Origin of the sequence: Amycolatopsis umgeniensis, assembly GCF_014205155.1 — a bacterium.
Lineage (GTDB): Bacteria > Actinomycetota > Actinomycetes > Mycobacteriales > Pseudonocardiaceae > Amycolatopsis > Amycolatopsis umgeniensis.
In genome coordinates, this window is record NZ_JACHMX010000001.1 from 2,886,834 (window position 1) to 2,907,867 (window position 21,034).

The 21,034-nt window shown below is 68.0% G+C and carries 20 protein-coding genes; 14 read left to right on the forward strand and 6 right to left on the reverse strand.

Going from position 1 to position 21,034, the window contains the following annotated elements; genetic code table 11:
- Positions 1-112: 112 nt before the first annotated feature.
- The gene (locus tag HDA45_RS13170; RefSeq protein WP_343072063.1) at positions 113-1,114 is read right to left on the reverse strand and encodes a helix-turn-helix domain-containing protein; all 1,002 of its coding nucleotides are present in this window, start codon (positions 1,112-1,114) and stop codon (positions 113-115) included.
- A gap of 464 nt (positions 1,115-1,578) precedes the next feature.
- On the opposite strand from HDA45_RS13170, the gene HDA45_RS13175 reads away from it, so the two are divergent.
- The 8 genes from HDA45_RS13175 to HDA45_RS13210 all read left to right on the forward strand — a co-directional run bounded on the left by HDA45_RS13175 (position 1,579) and on the right by HDA45_RS13210 (position 11,110).
- Positions 1,579-3,018 (forward strand): FAD-dependent oxidoreductase, encoded by a 1,440-nt coding sequence (locus HDA45_RS13175; RefSeq protein WP_184895078.1) that lies wholly within the window; start codon positions 1,579-1,581, stop codon positions 3,016-3,018.
- Positions 2,996-4,105 (forward strand): Gfo/Idh/MocA family oxidoreductase, encoded by a 1,110-nt coding sequence (locus tag HDA45_RS13180; RefSeq protein WP_184895079.1) that lies wholly within the window; start codon positions 2,996-2,998, stop codon positions 4,103-4,105. The genes HDA45_RS13175 and HDA45_RS13180 overlap by 23 nt, the downstream gene beginning before the upstream one ends.
- Positions 4,102-5,292: a hypothetical protein gene (locus tag HDA45_RS13185; RefSeq protein ID WP_184895081.1), complete on the forward strand. Its 1,191-nt coding sequence runs from the start codon at positions 4,102-4,104 to the stop codon at positions 5,290-5,292. The genes HDA45_RS13180 and HDA45_RS13185 overlap by 4 nt, the downstream gene beginning before the upstream one ends.
- Positions 5,293-5,394: 102 nt before the next feature.
- Positions 5,395-6,732, forward strand: a complete 1,338-nt coding sequence (locus tag HDA45_RS13190; RefSeq protein ID WP_184905579.1) for a UDP-glucose dehydrogenase family protein — start codon at positions 5,395-5,397, stop codon at positions 6,730-6,732.
- Positions 6,733-6,805: 73 nt separating this feature from the next.
- Positions 6,806-8,353 carry an MFS transporter gene (locus tag HDA45_RS13195; protein WP_184895083.1) on the forward strand — a complete coding sequence of 516 codons (1,548 nt, stop codon included), beginning with the start codon at positions 6,806-6,808 and terminating at the stop codon, positions 8,351-8,353.
- Positions 8,354-8,384: 31 nt separating this feature from the next.
- Complete coding sequence (locus HDA45_RS13200) at positions 8,385-9,377, forward strand: isopenicillin N synthase family dioxygenase (RefSeq protein ID WP_184895085.1); 993 nt, start codon at positions 8,385-8,387, stop codon at positions 9,375-9,377.
- A 104-nt stretch (positions 9,378-9,481) separates the two neighbouring features.
- Entirely contained in the window at positions 9,482-9,877 is a 396-nt protein-coding gene (locus HDA45_RS13205; protein WP_221471905.1) for a YciI family protein, read from the forward strand.
- A complete protein-coding gene (locus HDA45_RS13210; protein WP_184895089.1) occupies positions 9,878-11,110 on the forward strand; it encodes a sigma-70 family RNA polymerase sigma factor in 1,233 nt (410 codons plus the stop codon).
- A 51-nt stretch (positions 11,111-11,161) separates the two neighbouring features.
- On the opposite strand, the gene HDA45_RS13215 is transcribed toward HDA45_RS13210, so the two are convergent.
- Positions 11,162-12,019 carry a DUF11 domain-containing protein gene (locus HDA45_RS13215; protein WP_184895091.1) on the reverse strand — a complete coding sequence of 286 codons (858 nt, stop codon included), beginning with the start codon at positions 12,017-12,019 and terminating at the stop codon, positions 11,162-11,164.
- Positions 12,020-12,167: 148 nt separating this feature from the next.
- Entirely contained in the window at positions 12,168-12,839 is a 672-nt protein-coding gene (locus HDA45_RS13220; protein WP_184895099.1) for a nitroreductase/quinone reductase family protein, read from the reverse strand.
- 118 nt (positions 12,840-12,957) lie between these two features.
- Here HDA45_RS13220 and HDA45_RS13225 point away from each other — a divergent pair, with 118 nt between their 5' ends.
- Together HDA45_RS13225 and HDA45_RS13230 are read left to right on the forward strand one after the other, a co-directional pair.
- Complete coding sequence (locus HDA45_RS13225; protein ID WP_184905581.1) at positions 12,958-13,392, forward strand: MarR family transcriptional regulator; 435 nt, start codon at positions 12,958-12,960, stop codon at positions 13,390-13,392.
- An 8-nt stretch (positions 13,393-13,400) separates the two neighbouring features.
- On the forward strand, positions 13,401-13,727 hold the full coding sequence (locus HDA45_RS13230) for a YciI family protein (RefSeq protein ID WP_184895101.1): 327 nt from the start codon (positions 13,401-13,403) through the stop codon (positions 13,725-13,727).
- On the opposite strand, the gene HDA45_RS13235 is transcribed toward HDA45_RS13230, so the two are convergent.
- On the reverse strand, positions 13,724-14,551 hold the full coding sequence (locus tag HDA45_RS13235) for a class I SAM-dependent methyltransferase (protein WP_246480693.1): 828 nt from the start codon (positions 14,549-14,551) through the stop codon (positions 13,724-13,726). The two genes, HDA45_RS13230 and HDA45_RS13235, sit on opposite strands and share 4 nt — an antisense overlap.
- A 141-nt stretch (positions 14,552-14,692) precedes the next feature.
- Between HDA45_RS13235 and HDA45_RS13240 the strand changes: the two genes are divergently transcribed.
- Together HDA45_RS13240 and HDA45_RS13245 are read left to right on the forward strand one after the other, a co-directional pair.
- Positions 14,693-15,346: an NAD(P)-dependent oxidoreductase gene (locus HDA45_RS13240; protein ID WP_184895103.1), complete on the forward strand. Its 654-nt coding sequence runs from the start codon at positions 14,693-14,695 to the stop codon at positions 15,344-15,346.
- Between the two features lie 40 nt (positions 15,347-15,386).
- A complete protein-coding gene (locus HDA45_RS13245; protein ID WP_246480695.1) occupies positions 15,387-16,640 on the forward strand; it encodes a hypothetical protein in 1,254 nt (417 codons plus the stop codon).
- A 311-nt stretch (positions 16,641-16,951) separates the two neighbouring features.
- Here HDA45_RS13245 and HDA45_RS13250 read toward each other — a convergent pair whose 3' ends face one another.
- Positions 16,952-17,875: a PAC2 family protein gene (locus tag HDA45_RS13250; RefSeq protein ID WP_184905587.1), complete on the reverse strand. Its 924-nt coding sequence runs from the start codon at positions 17,873-17,875 to the stop codon at positions 16,952-16,954.
- Between the two features lie 105 nt (positions 17,876-17,980).
- Here HDA45_RS13250 and HDA45_RS13255 point away from each other — a divergent pair, with 105 nt between their 5' ends.
- Complete coding sequence (locus HDA45_RS13255) at positions 17,981-18,520, forward strand: PH domain-containing protein (protein WP_184895110.1); 540 nt, start codon at positions 17,981-17,983, stop codon at positions 18,518-18,520.
- On the forward strand, positions 18,517-20,040 hold the full coding sequence (locus HDA45_RS13260) for a PH domain-containing protein (RefSeq protein ID WP_184895117.1): 1,524 nt from the start codon (positions 18,517-18,519) through the stop codon (positions 20,038-20,040). Before HDA45_RS13255 ends, HDA45_RS13260 begins: the two co-directional genes overlap by 4 nt.
- On the opposite strand, the gene HDA45_RS13265 is transcribed toward HDA45_RS13260, so the two are convergent.
- Positions 20,031-20,939: an SDR family oxidoreductase gene (locus HDA45_RS13265; RefSeq protein WP_184895119.1), complete on the reverse strand. Its 909-nt coding sequence runs from the start codon at positions 20,937-20,939 to the stop codon at positions 20,031-20,033. The two genes, HDA45_RS13260 and HDA45_RS13265, sit on opposite strands and share 10 nt — an antisense overlap.
- Positions 20,940-21,034 lie beyond the last annotated feature (95 nt).

The window sequence follows — 21,034 nt, forward strand, 5'->3', positions numbered from 1 at the left end:
CACAAGTCGTCGAAAAGCCGTCCTTGGTTCCCGACTTTTCGAGCTTTCTCGTGGAGTGATCACGGATGCGCGGATCGGCACGCTCGGTGAGGATGCGAGTGGTCTGGACCGGTCAAGGAGGCGGGATCAGGTCGATGAGGAACATCTGGTCGGGCGCCCCGGAGCAGCGTTCCCGGACGACCTCGGTCCCCGCGACGGTGTCCTGGTCACGCAGGCCGAGACATTGGCTGGTCCCGATCGGGCTGATGACGTAATGCGCCGCCTCGGGCGGTCCTGCCGGGCCGATGGTGAACAGCGACTCCATGTTGTCGTCGCCACAGTCGTCGCGGGGTTCGACCAGGTCGTGCCCCATTCCCTCGTTCACGACGGTGAGGCAGCCGACCCCGGTGTCCGGATGGTGCCACTGGATCTGCACGGCGTTCACCTCCCCGACGGGGTCGATGAACACGCGGGGAGAGGCGGCCTCCCCACAGGGCTGCTGGGCGACGATGGTTCCGGAGTAGAGCTGGGTCCTGTCCTTCCCCTCGGCGAGGCAGAACTCGGGAGAACGGACCGGCCGGATCTGCGCCCAGCTGCCTATCTCGCGGAGGGCGAGCCCCGGCACCGTGGCCTCGGCGACCTTGCTCTTCGAAGCCGCGCCGAAGGGCCAGGTCAGATATCCCAGTGCGCCGACGAGGACTATCCCCACGATCGCGACCACGATCAACGGCGCGCGCCAGCGCTGCCGGCGCCGCGGTTCCGGCAGCACGACGACATTCACCCTTTCGTCGTCGGTAATTCGTTCATCGACGCGCGGCGGGCTGCCCATCGCGATACGCGTCCTGGCGTCGAGCCACCGCCGCACTTGCTCGTCACCGAGTCCGCACGCGCGCGTGAACGATTCCACGAAAGATTCGCGAGGCAATGTGGTACGGCCGAGAGTAGTGGCGATCGTGCTCGCCGGAAGCACTCCCCCGAGTTCCGTAGCTCTTGTGGACAACTGCCGATAAGTCAGTCCGGACCACGTTCTCAATACGCGCAGTGCTGCCGTGAACTCAGCCGGTGATGTGGCCGATTTCGGTGGCAGGACTTCCGCCGGCGACTCCCCGTCGTCGCCCCCCTCTTCAACGATCATCGCTCTAGATTGACTGAGGCTGTCTCGGCGGCGATACCGCCAATCAGCGGCGCCGGAATCTGCTGTTCGGGCGCGCTCGAACGGTTTCGAACAAGCTCGAACTGGCCGGAGGTTGCCCACGCGCTGGTCAGGAAGTCAGGCTTGCCCCTGTTGGTCCCACATCGACCGCACCGGGGGAGGTGCGGAAATGCCAGGGCTCCGAAAGTGAGCAATCGAAAAGAACCGGCGGGATCATCGTCAGTGGCGGCGGGAAACTCGACGGAAACACCAGGGTTACCTCTCGGGGCATCCACTGGAATTTCCGCCTCGAAGGCCGGGCCACGCTCCTGACAATCACATCGGCTCGCTGACGGCGAGCCGATAACGGTGCGCATGTGCACCGTTACTCGGCATGCCTGCCGACGGCCCGGTTCCAACTCGGTCAATCAGAAATGGCGAACACCGGATTACCTGGAGCGTTGTTGATGCACAGCGGGCAAAGTGATGTCGCCGCGAGACGGGTCGTCATTGTCGGAGCGGGGAATGCCGGTCTCTGCGCGGGGATGGCCGCGCTGGAGGCGGGGGCGCCCTCCGTCACCGTCCTCGAAGCCGCACCGAAGGAACTCCGCGGCGGGAACAGTTCCTTGACCAGGACCATGCGTTTCTCCTGGCAAGGAAGATCATACATCTCCGGCCTGCTCAGGGAGGCGGACAAGGACCGGGCCGAAGAGATACTGGCCGGCCGATCGGAATACACGGACGAACAGTATCTCGGCGACTGGCTGCGCGTGTCCGGAAGTGAGGTGGACGTCGCACTCATCGAATCGATCATTCACCGTTCGACGGAAACGATCACCTGGATGCGCGATTCCGGCCACCGTTGGGCGCCGCGGCCCACTCCCCTTCCCGGCGATGTGCCGATCGTTCTCGACGGCGGCGGCCAAAGCCTGCAAGACCGGAATTTCGTCCGGTTCGAGCGGCTCGGCGGAACGGTTTTCTACGAAAGCGCGGTCACCGGCTTCGAAAGGACCACTGACGGCCGGTATCTGCTCCGGGGATCGGGGCCCGCGTTCCCGATGCTCGCCGACGCGCTGGTGCTGGCATCGGCCGGTTTCGAAGCGAACACGCGGTTGCGTGAACTCCATCTCGGGGAGGACTGGCGGGACGTCAAGTTGAGAGGCGTCCCGTTCAACGAAGGCGCTCCGCTGACGGCGGCCGTCGAACTCGGCGCCGACACCGCGGGCAACTGGGAAAAGTGCCACACCACACCCCAGGGCGTGAAGCTGCCCGACCACATGCTGCCGGGACAGATGCACAAATCCCACGGCCTGGCCAGGTACGCCTATCCGCTGGGCATCGTGGTCAACCGGCGAGGGCGCCGGTTCTTCGACGAATCCGGCTACAGCAACCTGAACTACGTCACCTTGGGACAGAAGATCCAGGAGCAGCCGGGAAAGATCGCCTTTCAGATCTTCGACGACAAGGTCGTCGCGGCCGGCGCGCTCCCGGACGGCTACCTCGGCGACCCGGCGGCGGCGAGTGTCTCCTCGATCGAGGAGGGCGCCCGGCGGCTCGGTATCGATGCCGCGAACCTGACCGCCGAAGTCCGGCGCCTGAATTCCGGCAAGACGCCGAAACGCCTCGACACGCCCCCGTTCCTGTTCATGCCGGTGGTCTGCGGCCTGACTTTCACCTACGGCGGGCTGTCCGTGACCACCGGGGCCGAAGTGCGTGGCGGTGGCGAACCCATCAGCGGCCTCTACGCGGCGGGCGTGATCGTCGGCGGCCTCTACGACCAGGGATATCCGGGCGGCACCGGACTGATGGCGGGAGCCGTGCTGGGCCGGGCGGCCGGGACGGCGGCCGCGGGTCACGTCCTTCGTTCGCGGGGAGGCAAAGCCCATGCAGGCACCGCCGCCGAATGAACCGCGGATCGTGATCGTCGGGCTCGGCAAGATCGGGTCGTTGTACGCCGCGTGCTACGGCGAAGCGGGTCATCGAATCCGCACCGTCGACACCGGGAAAAGTGCCGACTGGGATCAGGTGGCTCACGCGCCCGATCCCTCGGGCGTCGATGCCTGGGTGGTCGCCACGCCGACGGCCACGCATCTCTCCGTCGTCGGCGAAATCCTGCGGATTCAGCCGGATGCGCGCATCCTGCTCGAGAAACCGGCTTGCTACCCGGAAGATCTCGTCGGTCTCCGGCGCATGATCCGGCGGAATCCCCGAGCCCGGATCATCGTCAACGACGTGTACTCCCACAGCGGGGCCGTGCGGCACTTCGCGGAGTCAGTACGGCAACTCGCCGAATCCGATCCCGTCAAGAAGATCACCGTGGAGTTCACCAAGAACCGGGAACTCGACGTCGCGAAAGGAAGGTTCGTCGACACCCGGTACGGCGAAGCCGGCTACGAGGGCTTCCACATGCTGAGCATTCTGCGCGCGATCCTTCCGGCCGAGCAATATCGAACCTACCTGCGCACGGTGCCGGAGTCGGTGACCGCGGAAATGCGGGTCCGGACCTCGGCGCCGGGCCTGCCGGAGATCGAGCTGTACACATCGTCGACCGGAACCATCGCCTTTGCAGGCCTCGCGGGATTCGCGTTCTCCGAAGGTGTTTCGAGGAATTATCTCACCCCGGGCGTCATTCCCTACGGCTCCGAGTTCCGGTATCGCTTCGCCGACGTGGAACTCGCTTCCGGCGAACACGTCACGCTGGTTTTCGAACCGTTCTTCGACTCGGAACCCGACTACAAGAACCTGCACGTCGTCCACGTCCGGAACGCCGCGCGCCATTCCGTGATCGCCGTCAACCATTTCGAGGAGGCACTCCTGGCCCAGCTGGAACTCTTGCACCACATCGACGAGGGCACCACGGCGATACGGCCTGCCGAGCACCGGTTCCTCGCGGCGCTGGGTTCGGCCATGGCCACCGGCGCCTTCCCCCGCACAACGGAAACCGAGCACCGGGAAAACGAAGAGAAGCCCGTACTGATTGGGAGCGAAGTATGACGCGAACCATCGAAGACCTTTCGACACTGTTGCGACCGGCCAAGGACATGCTGGCCGAAGTATCGGACAGGGAAGCGGCACTGGCGCAGGTGACGAGCCAGATCAAAACCGACGCCGCCGCCCGCGCGCTGTTCGCGCAGGCGTGCCGTTTCGAAGCTCCCTTCACCGCGAGCTGGGTCCACGGCCCCGGTGACGACTCCCCTTACCTGTCCCTGGAACTGGCGGCGGAGTCTTTGGACGACGACCGGTATCGCGCCCAACTCGCCGACATCGTGCTTTCGACGTCGACCTCGATCCCTTACGACTACCGGGCTCTGGCCGCGGAGAAGCTCGCCCGGCTCGGAACAGGCGAGTTCACCGGTGCCCTCGAGGAGGTCGTGGACTCGTACGAACCGTTGCCCGTCCGCGGCCTGCAGGCGAAGATCGCCGTCCCCACCGACGGCATCGATCACCTTTTCGACATCCCGGACACGGTGACCGGCAGGCTCAACATCCTGATAGCGGCCAGTAGGGCGAAAACGCTCGAGAGCCGGTATCTGCTCGCCGGGCGGATCCTCGGGAACGGAGTCGAGGAGACGGCGCCGGCGGGTGAGCCGGAACGGCTGATCCTCGAAGACGTCGGGACGACCATGGTGTCGCCGTCGGACTACCTGGTGCCGTGGGATCAGGAGTTCCCCGGCGAGAACGGCACCAACCTCACGCTCGCGGAATTGATGCGCATCACGCTGATGTGCGGGGAGTTCCAGCTTCCGGACACGACCGTGCGACCGATCCTGGTCGATTTCTACCGCTCGGTGCTGCGGACCGGCGGCCGCTCGATCATCGGTCTCGCGGCCGGCGTGTTCCATGTGGAGCACGGCACGCTCGCCACGCCCTCCTACTACTACCAAGGCCGCGACGCGATCCTCGGCAAGGGCTGCGTGATCGACTGCGTCGGCGGGGCGGTCCTGCAGGCGGGGTCGTTCCTCGGCGGGGGCTACATGCCCATTCTGATCCACACCCACAAGCACATCCGCAAGAGCGACCAGGCCGCCGCTTCGGAGCGGAAGCAGATCCTTCCGTGCATCTTCGCGGCGGAGGCGGGCGCCCGCTATCCGATGGACGCGATCGGGTTGTTCGAAACGGTGGACTACCTCGGCCGGGAAACGCCCTACGAAGGAATCCGGGCGATCCCGCACGCGAAGTAACGCATCCGAAAACGGAATCCGCATCTCTCGATGCCACCGGGCAGGACGGCTCCGTCCTGCCCGGTGGCATCGAAAACAGGAGGGTCGAAGGGAATGAGTGCAATGTTCGGGACCAAGGTCGCCGTGATCGGCGCGGGCTATGTCGGGTTGACCACGGCCGCCTGCCTCTCGTCACTCGGGCACCAGGTCGTGTGCGCGGACGTGGACCGGGAGAAGGTCGACGCCTTGAGCCGCGGTGAGGCGACGATCCGGGAGCCGGGTATCTGCGAGTTGGTGGTGGACGGGCTGGCGTCCGGCAGGCTGGAATTCGTCCTCGGCGCGAGCGCGGCGGTGTCCGAGGCGAGCGTCGTGATCCTTTGCGTGCCGACACCGATGGGTGCCACCGGCGCGGCTGATCTGACGACACTGGAGTTCGTCGTGGCCGAAGTGCGGGAGTTGCTGCCGCCCGGATGCGTCGTGGTGAACAAGTCGACGGTTCCCGTCGGCACGGCGGCCCGCGTCGCGAAACTGATCGACCGGGCGGACGTGGCGGTGGTGTCCAATCCCGAGTTCCTCCGCGAAGGAGCCGCCGTCCACGACTTCCTGAACCCCGACCGGATCGTGGTCGGCTCGGCCGATCGTGACCCTGCCCCCGCCCGGCGAGTCGCCGATCTGTACGGGAAACTCGACACTTCCGTACTGGTGACCGATTCCGCGAGTGCCGAGATGATCAAGTACGCGTCCAACTGCTACCTGGCGACCCGTCTGTCCTTTGTGAACACCGTCGCCGAGTTGTGCGAGTACCTCGACGCGAGCATCGACGACGTGACACTGGGAATGGGATACGACCAACGGATCGGCAAGTCGTTCCTGCGGCCGGGCCCGGGCTGGGGTGGCTCCTGCCTGCCGAAGGACACCTTCGCCCTGCTGCGCACCGCGGAGTCGGCCGGCAGCGATTTCGCCCTGCTGCGGGCGGCGATCGAAACCAACCTGAAGCAGCAGGACCTGGTGGTCGACAAGGTGCGCAAGGCCGTCGGCGGCGAACTGGCCGGCGCCCGGATCGGCCTGCTGGGCTTGACGTTCAAGGCCGGGACGGACGATCTGCGGGACTCCCCGGCGCTGGCGGTCGCTGGACGCCTGGCCGCCGAAGGCGCGGAACTGTTCGGCTACGACCCCGGCGTCCACGCCCCGGTGCCGGGGGTGACGGACGGTGTGCGGATCACGGGAACCGCCTATCACGCGGCGGACGGCGCGGCGGCGATCGTGCTGCTGACCGAATGGCCGGAGTTTCGCGCCCTCGACTGGGCGCGGATCGCCGACCGGCTCGACGGCCGGTCCGTCATCGACACCCGGAACCTCCTCGATCCGCTCGTCGTGGCCGGGACGGGCCTTTCCTACCAGGGCATCGGCCGCCCGGCGGCCCTGCCAAGCACCGGTGACATGGTCCGGCGGGCGGGCTGACCGGGGTGGACGGCGAGTGGTCCGCCCCCGAGCCTCACTCGTCGTCCCCTCACTGTCGAGAACGGGAAGACCGATGACGAAGGCAATCAAGCCCTGGTCCGCGCTTTTCGCGCTGTGCCTCGGTTTCTTCATGGTCATGCTGGACATGACCATCGTGAACACCGCGGTGCCGTCGATGGTGCGCGAACTCGGCACCGAACTGACCGCGGTGATCTGGGTGACCAGCGTGTACCTGCTCGCCTACGCCGTCCCGATCTTGCCCGCCGGCAGGCTGGGTGACCGGCTCGGCCCGAAACGCGTCTTCGTCGCCGGGCTCGTGGTGTTCACCGGGGCTTCCTTGTGGTGCGGTCTTTCCGGCGGCGTGGAAACCCTGATCGCCGCCCGCGCGGTGCAGGGTCTCGGCGCCGCGCTGATGACACCGCAGACGACGGCCTTCATCACGCATCTGTTCCCGCCGGACGAACGCGGCCCGGCGCTGGGGGCGTGGGGCAGTGTCGCGGGCGTCGCCATGATCACCGGTCCGGTGCTCGGCGGGGTGCTCGTCGACCGGTTCGGCTGGGAGTGGATCTTCTTCGCGAACGTTCCGATCGGACTGATCGCCTTGGCGCTCACCGCCATCCACGTGCCCGACTGGCGACCGGGAAACTCGCACCGCTTCGACCTTCTCGGCATCCTGCTGTTCGGCGCGGGCCTCTTCGGCGTCGTCTTCGGAATCCAAAGTGGATGGACATACGGCTGGGAGTGCGCCGGAGCCGGAGTGCTGCTGCTGGGTTGTTTCGTGCTGTGGCAACGGGTCAACCGCCGTGAACCGCTGCTGCCGTTGCGGATCTTCCGCGACCGCGGCTTCTCCCTGGGGGCCGCGACCGCGGTGCTGGTCGGGTTCGCGATGACCGGCACGCTCCTGGTGCTGGCCGTCTACCTCCAGTCGGTGCTCGGCCTGTCACCGACCGGCGCCGGTCTGCTCACCGCACCGCTGGCCTTGATGTCGGGCGCCGTCGCGCCGTTCGCGGGGAGGTTGTCGGACCGGGCGAACCCCAAGTACCCGCTGATGTTCGGCTTGTTCTCGCTGTGCGGTGGCCTGTGCGTCCTCTCGCTGGTGACCATCCCGGCGAGCTCGCCGCCCGCCTTGATCCCCGGGCTGCTGCTGTGCGGTCTCGGTGTCGGGTTCATCTTCTCCCCGATGGGCAACGTGACCCTCAACTCGGTCGAGCGCTCGCTGGTCGGCAGCGCCTCGGGCATCTTCAACACGGCGCGGCAGATCGGCGGGGTCCTCGGCGGCGCGGCCGCCGGGTTGGTGCTGCAAGCGCGGACCAGCGCCTCGATCGCCGACAGAGCGAACGAGGCCGCGGCCGGGTTGCCTCCCGAGTTCCGGCAACGCTTCGTCAGCGGCCTCGCCGCGGACGTGCCCGCGCTCCCGCCGGAGATCGCCGGTCAGGCACGGGAGCTCGCCTCTCAGGTCACCCACGCCGCGCTGACCGACGCGGTCAAGGTCGCCTTCTCGCTCCCGGTCGGCACGCTGATCCTCGGGTTGCTGTGCGCGGCTGCCCTGCGCCGTTCCAGGGTGGAACCACGGCCGATCGGGCGGAACGGATCGCCCGATCGGATGACCGCGGCCCCGTGATCACCGGCTCCGGCCTGACTACCGTCGACTCATGACCCTCGTACCGACGATCGACCTGAGCACCTGGGCCGACGGAGACCGCGCGAAGCTCGCGCACGCCGTCGACGAGGCTTTGACGCGCGTCGGGTTCCTGCAGCTCGTCGGGCACGGCATCCCGCGGGCGACGATCGACGGGATGCGCGAAGCGACCGCAGCCTTCTTCGCGCTCTCTGTCGAGCAGAAGCTGCGCTCCGCGCCTTCCGACCGCGCCTCGGATCGCGGCTACGCGGCCGAGGGCACCGAAGGACTGGCGTACAGCCTCGGCGAGACCACGCCGCCCGACCTGTCGGAGTCGTTCGTCATCGGCGCGGAGGACATCGACGGCGAAGACCCGTACGGCTTCTTCGCCCCCAACATCTGGCCCGGCCTGCCGGAAAGCCTGCGGCCCGCGCTCACCGGATACGAGGCGGAAGCCCACCGCGTCGCGAAGGTACTGCTGGAGATCTTCGAGATGGCGCTCGACCTCCCCGAGGGCTACCTCGGGGCGTACACCCGGCATCCGACGCGCACCTTGCGGGTGAATCACTTCGAACGCCGCGCCGGAGCGCCCGAACCGCTGCCGGGGCAGATGCGGCTCGGCGCGCACACCGACTACGGCATCGTCACCGTCCTCTACGCCGATCCCGTCCCCGGCCTGCAGATCCACGGCCCCGACGGGGTCTGGCACGACGTCATCCCCGCCGAGGGCGCGCTGGTGGTGAACCTCGGCGACCTCACCGCGCAGTGGACCAACGACCGCTGGCGCTCCACGCTGCACCGGGTCGTGCCCCCGTCCGGGCCGGGGCCGTCACGGCGGCGAAGCGTGGCGTTCTTCTTCGACGGCGACCACGACGCGCGTTTCGAATGCCTTCCGACCTGCCATTCTCCCGAGAATCCGCCGAAGTATCCGCCGGTCCTCGGCGGCGCCCACCTCTACGCGAAGATCACCGGCGGGCGAATCCTCGAACCGGCCGACGCGATGAACACCGCCGCCGACCGCGGTTGAGGGAGAATCTCGGCGAACGATGTCCGGTCCTGTCCGGCGGCTCCGACGTCTCCGGCAGAAGGCACCGAGCCGGTGCCCGCCGAGAGGAGAGAACCGTGAAGTACATGATCATGATGTTCGGGTCGCAGCAGGATCTCGAGAGCATCGGCGGCAAGTGGAGCGCCGAAGACGTCACCGCCCTGCACGAGTTCATGGGCAAATGGAACAACGACCTGGTCGAGTCCGGTGAGTTCGTCGACGCGCAGGGCCTCTCCCAGCCGGCGCACGCCCGCCGCATCTCCCTGCGTGACGGCGCTCCCGTGGTCACGGACGGGCCTTACGCCGAGACTCAGGAGGTCCTGGTCGGCTACACGACCGTCGACTGCGCGAGCTACGACCGCGCGACCGAGATCGCGGCCAAGCTGGCGGACACCCCGTATCCGGAAGGCACCGACCTCGGCCGCGACTGGTACGTCGACATCCGGCCGTGCGCCGACAGCTTCGAAGAACTGGAGCTCTAGGTGCCGGACAACGGCATCGAGGACCTGCTGCGCACGCTTTCGCCGCAGGTCCTCGGCGCCGTCGTCCGTCGCTATGGTCACTTCGACCTGGCGGAGGACGCGACGCAGGAGGCGCTTCTCGCGGCCGCGACGCAGTGGCCCGCCGAAGGGCTGCCCGACGAACCGCGCGCGTGGCTCATCACGGTCGCCTCGCGGCGGCTGACGGATCTGCTCCGCGCCGAGCAGGCGCGGCGCCGTCGCGAGGACACCGTCGTCCAGCGGGCCTTGCCGGAGGAACACCTCGCGCCCGCGGCGGACGGGCGGGGCGCCGACTCCGACGACACGCTCATCCTGCTTTTCCTGTGCTGTCACCAGTCCTTGTCACCGGCGTCGCAGATCGCGCTGACGCTGCGGGCCGTCGGCGGCCTCACCACGGCGGAGATCGCCCGCGCGTTCCTGGTGCCCGAGTCGACGATGACCCGGCGGATCAGCCGCGCGAAGGCCGGTATCAAGAGCAGCGGTGTCCCGTTCGGCATGCCGCCGGAAGCCGCGCGGGCGGCGAGGCTGGACGCGGTGCTCCACGTGTTGTACCTGATCTTCAACGAGGGCTACGCGAGCACCTCAGGCCCCGAGCTGACGCGAAGTGAGCTTTCCGCCGAAGCCATCCGGCTGACCAGGATCGTCCATCGGCTCTTGCCGGAGGACAGCGAGGTGACCGGGCTGCTCGCGCTGATGCTGCTCACCGACGCCCGCCGTCCGGCGAGGACGGCACAGGATGGTGCCCCGATCCCGATGTCCGAACAGGATCGGAGCCGCTGGAACGCCGGGTACGTCGCGGAAGGGGTCGCGCTGCTTTCCGAGGCGCTGCCGCACGGGCCGACAGGGCAGTTCCAGATCCAGGCGGCGATCGCCGCGCTGCACGACGAGGCGCCGAGCGCCGGAGAGACCGATTGGCCGCAGATCGAGGCCCTCTACGAACTCCTGCTGCGGCTCTCCGACAATCCCGTGGTGGAGCTGAACCACGCTGTCGCCGTCGGGATGGCCCGAGGCCCCCGGGAGGGGTTGGCGGCGCTGGAAAAGCTCGGCGACCGGATCTCCGGCGACCACCGGTTCCACGCCGCCCGCGCGCATCTGCTCGAGCTGGACGGTGACACCGCCGGCGCCATCGAGTCCTATGTGGAGGCCGCGCGGCGCGCCACGAGCCTGCCGCACCAACGCTATCTCCACTCCCGCGCCGCCCGACTGGCGCAGTAAAAGCCTCCTCCATCGCGTCTGGCGCGACGAAGGAGGCCTTCACGTACTGCTTCAGCAGCTGAGCAGGAGCCCGGTGATCGCGGTGCAGGTCGACGACGCGGTGTTGTTGGCCGCGTTCGGGTCGGCGACCGAACTCTGCGTGATCTTCGAGGTCGTCTTGACCGGCCCGATGGTCAGCAGCCCGGCGGCCACGGTGAACTTGGCCGTACCACTGGAACCGGACGCGAGCGACGAGAAGTCGCAGTTGACGACCTTCGTACCGGTCGGGTTCGAGCAGGTGGACGAGCCGGTGAACCGCAGCCCGTTACCGAGGGTCGACGCCACCCGGACACCGGACGCCGCGCCCGGGCCCGCGTTCGCGACCTTGACCGTGTACTCGATCGACGACGTCAGGATCCCGCGCGGGGACGCCGTCAGCGTGACACCGAGATCCGCCGCGCTCTGCGCGCCGGTGACGGTCAGCACGGGACCGTCGAGGATCTCGAAGCTGTAGTTGTCACCGACGAACTGGTGCTGCAGGGTGACGCTGCCCAGCGGGGCGTCGTCCTTGACCCGGAAGGTGAACAGCACGGTCTTGCTTTGACCGGGCGTCACGGTGCCGACCCCGCCGCGGATGCTGCCGCCCAGCATGTCGCAGGCGAACGCGCCGGGGCAGGACACCAGGTCGACGATGCCCGGCAGCGAGGATTCCTTGCCGTAGAGCGTCGCCTTGCCGCCTTCGATGGTCGACGTCGCGTCGGCGTTGTAGACGGTCTGCGAGACGGTGAACGTCTGTCCACGTTGGACGGTTGTCGGCGAGACCTCCACGGCGCTGGTCGGCGGGGCCGCGAGGGCGGAGGCAGGCGCCACGAGCATGATCGTGGCCACAGCGGCCACCAGAGACAGAAGTGAGGCTCTTCGAAGCTTCATCGGTTCTCACTATTCCGGTCGGGGGCGTCGCGCCGATCGGTGCGGACAACGATCAGTCGCCCAGGAACGGACATTCGTTACCAGTGTCTCCCGCCAGGTGGCCCGGAGATCTCACCCGCTCGGAGTAACCCCACCACGTGTTCCCAGGTCACGGCGACGGCGTTCCCTCTCCGCGGAGGGCCGGGACCAGATTCGCCTCCTCGTAGGCGAAGTGCGCCTCGAGTCCTTTGGCGACCCGCTCGAATTCCTCACGCAACGCGGCGGTTTCGAGCTCCCCCTTGCCTTGCAGCAAATCATCAAGGTCGAGCAACGCGCGGGACACGGTTTCATGTTCTTCACGCAGCCGGTTCAGCGCCGGTGCCAGTCCGGGATGAGCCTTCTCGATCGCGGTGAACGCGCCGTCCTCGCGAAGATGATGCATCCGCAGGCCGTTGCAGAACGTCACGCAATGACCGAGCAGTTCGCGCCGTACGGCAGGCCGACCCGAAACCGGCGCGCCGTCGAGTTCCGCCCGCGCGTCCGCCAGCGCTTCGCGGAGTTCGCCGTGGTGGACGAGCAGCTGATCGGCGATCGCCCGGCCACGGGCGGCGTCGACTTCCAGCAGATGCAGCGCGACACCCCGCTCCGTGTCTTCGAGGGGGACGGCATACGCGGCGTGCGGAACCCCGTCGATCTCGAGTGTCGCTTGTGGACTGTCGAGAAGGTCCTGATACCACGCCGAATCGACATCCGGCGCGAACGCCAGGTACCGGCCTCCCTGGCGGCGGCAGGCGACGGAGGTCGTGCGGGGACGTCCCGTCCCGGCTTCCACGGTGGTCATCGACAGCGATTTCACGGTACTCCCCAGGTAACATCGTCCTGAAAGCTATTTTGCTTTGCAAGCAAAGTCTCTTTGCTTGCAAAGGTATCCAGGAGGGTGCCCGGTGTCAACCGAGGACATGGAAGTCGACGACGCCGTGCGCGCCTTGCTGCTGCTCATGCCGCGTATGGTCGGCCGCGCGAAGCGGATCAAGATCCCCGACGAGCTCCAGTCGCTGTCGCTCGCTCCACGCCACTTGTCGCTGCTGTCGTATCTGCTCTTCGACGGGCCGATGACGGTGAACGAACTGGCCGAACGGCTCGAGGTCGCTCCGACCACGGTCAGCCTGATGGTCGGCGAACTGACCAAGAAGAACGTTCTCGACAGGCGCGAGGACGAGACAGACCGGCGTAGGCGGATCGTCGCCATCAGCGAGCGCATGCGCCCCGCAATCGACGGCTGGCTCGCACAGGGCGCCCGCGCCTGGCAGAAGGCGCTCGCGCCGCTGACACCCGCGCAGCGCCGGCTGTTCATCGATACGCTGCGGGCCTACGAAGACGGGCTCACGGACTAGGAGAACCGGTGCGCTACCTGCTCATGCTCCGCGGGACCGTCGGCGACGAATCGCTCGGCACGGACATCACCGAGCCCTGCCGCGCTTGGGCCGCGGAGAGGACGAGACGCGGCATGCGCGTCAACGGGATGGGCCTGCACGCGCCCGAATCGGCGACGACCGTCCGCGTCCGCGACGGCAAGGCACTGCTCACCGACGGCCCGTTCGCCGAGACGAAGGAACAGATCGGCGGCATCACCATCCTCGACTGCGACACTCGCGAACAAGCCGTCGAGGCGGCGAAAAGTCATCCCTGGTCGGCGATCGGGACGATCGAAGTCCGTGAGATGCTCTAGCCGGTGATCCGGGCGGTGACCTGGTTGTCGGCGTAGGTGTAGGCCACGTATTCGAATTCGGTCCCGGTGCGTTCGACGTATTCCAGCCACGCCTTCTGCTCATGATTCTGCCAGCCGGGGTAATTGAAGAACTCGTCGAAATGCACGATGCTGCCCGGCCGCAGACGCGGGCCCGCCAGATCGAGCACGGTTTTCGCCGAGCTGTACAGATCGCCGTCCACGTGAAGGAAATCGACGACGCCTTCGTGCTGCTCGAGAAAGCCGGGAAGCGTGTCCGCGAAGAGACCGACGACGAGTTCGGCGCCGGGGACGTCCGGCAGATCCTCACGCGCGAACGAACCGGCGGGCATCCCGTTGAGCCAGTTCTCCGGCAGGCCCTGGAACCAATCGAAGCCGTAGGTCTCGACGTCGCCTCGCGCCTTGGCGATCACACGCAGCGTGTTCCCGCTCGCGACCCCGAATTCAAGCGCCATTCCCCCTGACGGGGCAAGGGAAAGCGCGTACGCGAGAGTCTCTTGTGGACGTGCGAAGTGACGGGTTCCGGTCAGGTGCTCACGGGCGAACCGGTTGCTTTCGCGCGCCGCGTCCTGATCGCCGGCGTAGATGATGTCGCGGCGGCTCCGGATCTCGAACTCGATGACGCGATCGAAACAGCGATCGCCCTGCCGGACGATCTCCGCGCGCAGTTCCGCCGCGACCCGGTTCAGTTCCTCGGTATAAGGATCATGGAATCGCCGGGCGAGCCGGTGCAGGCCCCGGCCGAGGGTGCCGCGGGCCGATCGGCCCAAGGTCTTCAGGGCTGAATGGGGTGCCAGGTGAAGCATTCCGGGACGATACACCAGCACCATTCGAGTGAACGGGCCCAGAACGCCCGGGAGCCGGTTTCGTTGCGGTAACCGAGGGGTCCGCTCCTACCATCGCGTTCACCGCCGGTGATCGGGTACCGGCACGGAAAAAGGAGCGCGATGAGCAGAATCGTCATTTTCGGGGCAGGCGGACGTGGAGGACGCCGTGCCGTCGCCGAAGCCGTGAGCCGCGGGCATCAGGTGACCGCCGCTGTCCGGGATCCCCGGCGTCACAAGGATCTCGCCGGTACCGACGTCACCTTGGTCGCCGCCGATGTCACGGTCGCCGACGACGTCGCGAAGGCCGCCGCCGGGCACGACGCCGCGATCAGTTCCGTCTACCGCGCGGATCTCCCCGCGCTGGAGTACTACCCGGCCGCCGCGCACGCGCTGATCGACGGCCTCGGCGAGGCCGGTGTCACGAGGCTGGTCGTCGTCGGCGTCGGATCGGCGTTGGAGATCTCGCCGGGCGTCGCGTTCCACGACCAGCCGGGCTGGCCGTCGGCGCACCGCGAGTTCTCGCTCGGGCACACGGCGGAACTGGAGGTCCTCCGTGCTTCCGGCGGCGAGCTGGACTGGGTGATCATCGCGCCGCCGCCCGCGATCATCGACGAGCACGCCGAACGGACGGGCGAGTACCGCAGCGGCGACCACCGGGTGCTGCCGCGCGCGGAGGACGCAGGACCGTTCTCCTACGCGGATCTCGCGGTCGCGCTGGTCGACGAGATCGAACGGCCCGGGCATTCGAGGGAAATGGTCGCCGTCGACCACTGACCGGGCAACCTTCCGGGCGGGTGGTTCGTAAGGAGTTCACATGCACTCCCTGCGACAACTGGAAGGGTCCCAGATGCAAGGCGTAGCAAGACGATCAGCGCTGACCGTGTCCGGTCTGGTCCTCGGCCTGTCCGGCCTGCTCACGAGTACGGCCTCGGCGAGCGAGGGCTGGCGGCTGGAACAACCACTGGACAGCACGGGCAACCGGATCTACTTCGACGTCACCGCCACCGGCGCGGGCGACGCTTGGACCGTCGGCAGTGCCTGGACCGGCAGCGCCGAAGTCCCGGTCGCGGTCCGGTGGGACGGCGCGAAATGGGCCGACACCACCCCGGCCCCGGTCACCGGCACCAGCGCCCGGTTCACCGAGATCTCCGCCTCGGCACCGGACAACGTCTGGGTCGCCGGTGACCGCAGCGCCGAAGCGGGCACGCGTCGGCCCGCGCGACTGCCGAACGCGGCGGGTCCGCGGGCCGCCGCGTCGACGTCCACCGTGGTCCAGCGGTGGGACGGCAAGACGTGGACCGACATCGCACGCCCGAAACCGCCGGCGGGCATGGAAGGGTTCACGGCGGGTATCGCCGCGTTCTCGCCGAGCTCGGTCTGGCTGGTCTCGGTCGACTTCGACCTCAAGACGGGCAAGTCGGCCCATCATCTCGAGCACTGGACCAGGAAGACGTGGGAGACGGTCGAGATCCCGCAGACCGGCAGCCGCCCGCTCCTGCCGACCCGGGTCAGCGGCACCGGCGACGACGACCTGTGGGTCTCCGCGACGTCGGTGGCGGCCGACGGGAAGGAGACGCCGTTCCTGCTGCACCGGACCGGTGGTGGCTGGCGGCAGGTCGAGGTTCCCGTGCCTTCGGACTACCGCACCGGCTGGGTGGTCAACCACGTCGTGCCCGACGGCCGCGGCTCGGCCTACGTCGTCGGCAGGGTGAACGAATGGAACGCGACCGGCATCCCCGCCTTCGTCACGCGCTGGGACGGCCAGAAGTGGAGTTCCCTGCCGTCCGTTCCGTTCGACGAGATCAACGCCGCCGCGCTCGACGGTTCCGGGAAGCTGTGGACCGCGGGCTGGCTGCCCGGTGACGGCCATGTCCTGATGGCCGTGTGGAACGGGATCGAATGGCGGAAGGACACGCTGCCGCCGGAGGTGGCGAAGACGGCCGAGGGCAGCTCGATCCTCGGTTTCGCCGCCGTTCCCGGGACGCCGGGCATGCTGACTTCCGGGCTCGGCAGCTCGAGTGGCCTGCAGAGCACCTGGGGCGTCATCGCTTCCCTCGGCTGGCACTGACCTGGGTCTCGGTGAGCTCGCGGACCTCGATGCCCCCGCGACGGTGAAGGAATTGGGACACTCAACGTCCCAATTCCTTCACCGTCGACTCTCGTCTGGCTCGTGGCGCCACGGAAGGATGCCGCGAAAGCCACTTTCGCAACCTTCAACGTTGCGAAAGTGGCTTTCGCAACGCCCTCTCAGCCCGAACCGCCCTCACGACTCCACTCCCGGCCACGCCCACCTGCAGGAGGAGGATGCCGCGAAAGCCACTTTCGGGACGTCTGATGTCCCGAAAGTGGCTTTCGCGGCACCAGCCGGCGCCGGTCGGACTAGCGCTCCGGTGTGTCGCCACCGTTCTGCTGCTCCGCCAGGAACCGCTCGAACTGGCTCCCCAGCTCCTCCGCGGTCGGCATGTGCTCGACCGACTCCGCGAGCAGGCTTTCCTTGCTGGACGCCTCCATGAACGTGTCGTACTGCTGCTCCAGCGCGCGCACGACGTCGGCGACCTTCTCCGAACCGGCGACCTGGCGCGCGATCTCGGCTTCCGCCTCCTGCGAGGCCTCCCGCAGGTCGCCGTCCGGCAGGTTCAGCCCGGTCGCCTCGGCGACGGCCTCGAGTAGGTGCAACGCGGCGCTCGGGTACGTCGAGTCCGCCAGGTAGTGCGGCACGTGCGCGGCGAAGCCGGACGCGTCGTGCCCCCACTCGCCGAAGCGGAACTCCAGCAGTCCGGCGACACTGCCCGGCACCTGCATCCGGTTGGGCAGCGGCCGGTGCTCGCCGACCAGGTCGTCCCGCGTCGCGTGCGCTGTCACGCCGAGCGGGCGGGTGTGCGGCGCGCCCATCGGGATGCCGTGGAAACCGGTGGTGAGCCGGACGTCCCAGCGTTCGACCAGCGCCCGCACGGCCGCGCAGAACCGCTCCCAGTCGTGGTCCGGTTCCGGGCCGGTGAGCAGCAGGAACGGCACGCCGTCGGCGTCGTGCAGCAGGTGGACGACCAGTTCGGGGGCGTCGTAGGCCTCCCAGTGGTCGATGGAGTAGGTCATCGTCGGGCGGCGCGAGCGGTAGTCGATGAGGCGGTCGACGTCGAAGCGCGCGATCACGCGGCGTTCGGGGGAGTTCAGGAGGTGCTCTGCGACGAGCTTGCCCGCCGAACCCGCGTCCATGAACCCGTCGAAGTAGTGCAGGAGCACGGCCCCGCCGAGGTCAGGGACGTCCGAGTCCACCTCGTACAGGTCTTCCGGGTCCAGCGCCACCAGATCCTCCAGGTTTCGTGCGTACAACCGTCTACGGGTGGCAACGCCCCGATAGGGGGCATCCATTCCGCCGATGGTGGCCGAGATCCTATCGGTCCGTGACAGTTGTCGTGGGCGGTGCGCGCCGAGGTGGTGCAGGCTGAAGGGGTGACAGAAGAGACACTCACCCTGCGCCCGCCCGCCAACCGGGTCAGCCGTCGCGCCATCGGGTACTGGACGATGTGGGCCGCGGTCGGCTGGGTGGTGCTCATCGGCGTGCAGGCGGTGTTCGTGCTCACGAGCGACGAACCGCCGACGTGGCTCACGGTGACGCTGACGATCTCCTGTGTGCTCGGTCCCCTGCATCTGCTGGTCATGCCGCAGTGGCGCTACCGGATCCACCGCTGGGAGGTCACCGGCGAGGCCGTGTACACCCAGGAGGGCTGGCTCAAACAGGACTGGCGGATCGCGCCGATCTCGCGGATCCAGACCGTCGACATCGAGCGGGATCCGGTCGAGCAGCTGTTCCGGCTGGCGAAGATCACCGTGACGACCGCGTCGGCCGCGGGGCCGGTCAAGATCGCCGGTCTCGACCACGCCGACGCGCTGGCGCTCGCCGCGGAACTCACGAAGACCACGCAGTCCACCCCCGGTGACGCGACATGAGCACCGAGGCACCACCGGAAGCCGTCGTCGGCCCGTGGCACCGCCTCGACCGCCGGATGCTGCTGATCCGGCCGGTGCTCGACGTCGTCAAATCGCTGCCGGTGCTGATCGGGACGGTGATCCTCGGCCGGGGCAACGGCTGGGAGTGGATCGGGCTCGGCGTCACCGCGCTGACCGTGTTCGTCGGCATCTCGCACGTGCTCACTTCGCGGTATCGCATCACCGACGGCCAGGTCGAATGGACCACGGGCCTGCTGCTGCGCAAACATCGCGCGATCCCGCTGGACCGGATCCGCACCGTCGACGTCACCTCGGAGCCGAAGCACCGCCTGTTCTCGCTCAGCGCCGTGCGCATCGGCACCGGACGGCATTCCATCGGGCAGGGCGCGAGCGGCGACCAGCTGGTGCTCGACGCCGTCAGCAAGACCGAGGCACACCGGCTGCGCACGGTTCTCTTGCACCGCAGGGAAATCGTCGCGGAAGCCGAGACCGCCCCGCCGCCGGAGCAGATCGTGGCGGAGGTCGACCGGAAGTGGGTGCGGTACGCGCCGTTCACCCTGTCCGGACTCGCCGTGGTGGGCGCGGTGTTCGCCGCGGTCTGGCATTTCGCGCATCAGCTGAACATCGCCCCGGAGAACGTCGGACCGCTGCGGGATCTCATGGACGATCTGGCGAACACCGCGGTCTGGCTGATCGTCGTGGTCGCCGCGATCGCCCTGCTGGTGGTCGTCTCGCTGCTTTCCGTCGGCGGATACGTGCTCTCGTTCTGGAACTTCAAGCTCACCAGGGAAACCGAAGGCACCCTGCACATCCGGCGCGGACTGATCACCACGCGTTCGGTGTCCATCGAAGAGGACAGGCTCCGCGGCGTCGAGGTGAAGGAACCGCTGCCGCTGCGGATCGCGGGCGGCGCGCGGCTCACCGCGATCGCGGGCGGGCTGCGCGAGGGCAAAGGCGGGGACAAGGGCGGCGGGCTTCTGCTGCCGCCCGCGCCCGTCGGCCGGGTCCACGAGGTCGCGGCCGAGGTGCTGCGGGAGAACTTCGACCCGGCCACCGTGCCGCTGAACCGGCATCCGCGACGCGCGCTGACCAGGCGGCTCACCAGGGCGATCGGCGGCGTGCTGATCCTGGCGGCGGCGCTGTTCGGCCTGGCGTGGATCGATTTCCTGCCGGGGTGGATGTGGCAGGTCGCGCTCGGCCTGGTGCCGTTCGCGGCGCTCGTGGGCTGGGACGGCTACCGCAACCTCGGCCACGCGATCGTCGGCCGGTACCTGGTCAGCCGCTCCGGTTCACTGGCGCGCTCGACGGTGGCGATCCGGCGCGAAGGGCTCACCGGGATCGTCGTCAGCCGGTCGTTCTTCCAGCGCCGTGGCGGGTTGATCACCGTGACCGCCCCGATCGCGGCGGGCAGGGGCGGCTATCTGGTGGTCGACGTCGGCGAATCGGCCGGGCTGGCGATGGCGGAACAGGCCGCGCCCGGCCTGCTCACGCCGTTCTTGCAGCGGGAGACTCAGCGGTAGCCGGTGACGTCCGCCGGTTTGCCCGCGTCCTGGACCTCCACGAGATAACGCCAGGAGTCGGGACGGCTGCCGTCGAGGTCGGTGAATCCGTATTCCTTCGCCAATTCACCGCTGGACACCGATTTCCCGTTCCAGCGGGCCACTTCCGCGTCGCCCGCCAGTGCCGCGACGGCCCGGCCGACGAACGCCGGGCTTTCAGAAATGGCGAAGTGCGGCTGCACCTTCGTCGCGTCCCGCCAATTCTCTTCGGTGACCTGATAAGCGTCGAGCATCGCCTCGGAACGCAGCCAGCCCGGCGTCACCGCCACCGCGGTACCACCATGCGGTTCCAATTCGTGCCCGAGCGCGAACGCCATCCGGTTCACCGCGGTCTTGGCGAGATCGTAGAAGAACGAAACGCGGTAGTTACCCGAGTTGTACTCGGTGGTCCCGTCGTTCACCTCGACGACCAGCGCACCCGGCCTCTTGATCATGAGCGGGAGAGCGAAATGACTGGTGATGGCGTGGGTGTCGATCGCGAGCCGCAGCGTCCGCAGCCCGGTGTCCAAAGTGGACTCCCAGACCGTTTTACCCCATTCGATGGGCGCGCCGTAGATGTCGTTGACCAGGACGTCCAGCGCACCCTGTTCGGCGTCGATCCGTTCCACCAGCTCGCGGACCTGATCGGCCTCCAAATGGTCTACGCCGATCGCGATGCCGTGCCCGCCCGCTTCGTCGACGAGCGCCGCCGTCTCCTCGATCGTCTCCGGGCGATTCATTTCGGATCTCCGGGAACCGGTGCTGCGGCCGGTCACGTAAACGGTCGCGCCCGCGGCCCCCAGCTGCACCGCTATTCCCCGCCCGGCCCCGCGAGTCGCGCCCGCGACCAACGCGATCTTGCCCGCCAATGGCTTTTCCATCCTCCGAACCTAGCAAGAAGTCCGTTTGTTCGTGGACCAAAGTCCCTGGTCGGCAATTCACACAATGTGCTACTTTCTTGACTCTTTGTGATTGC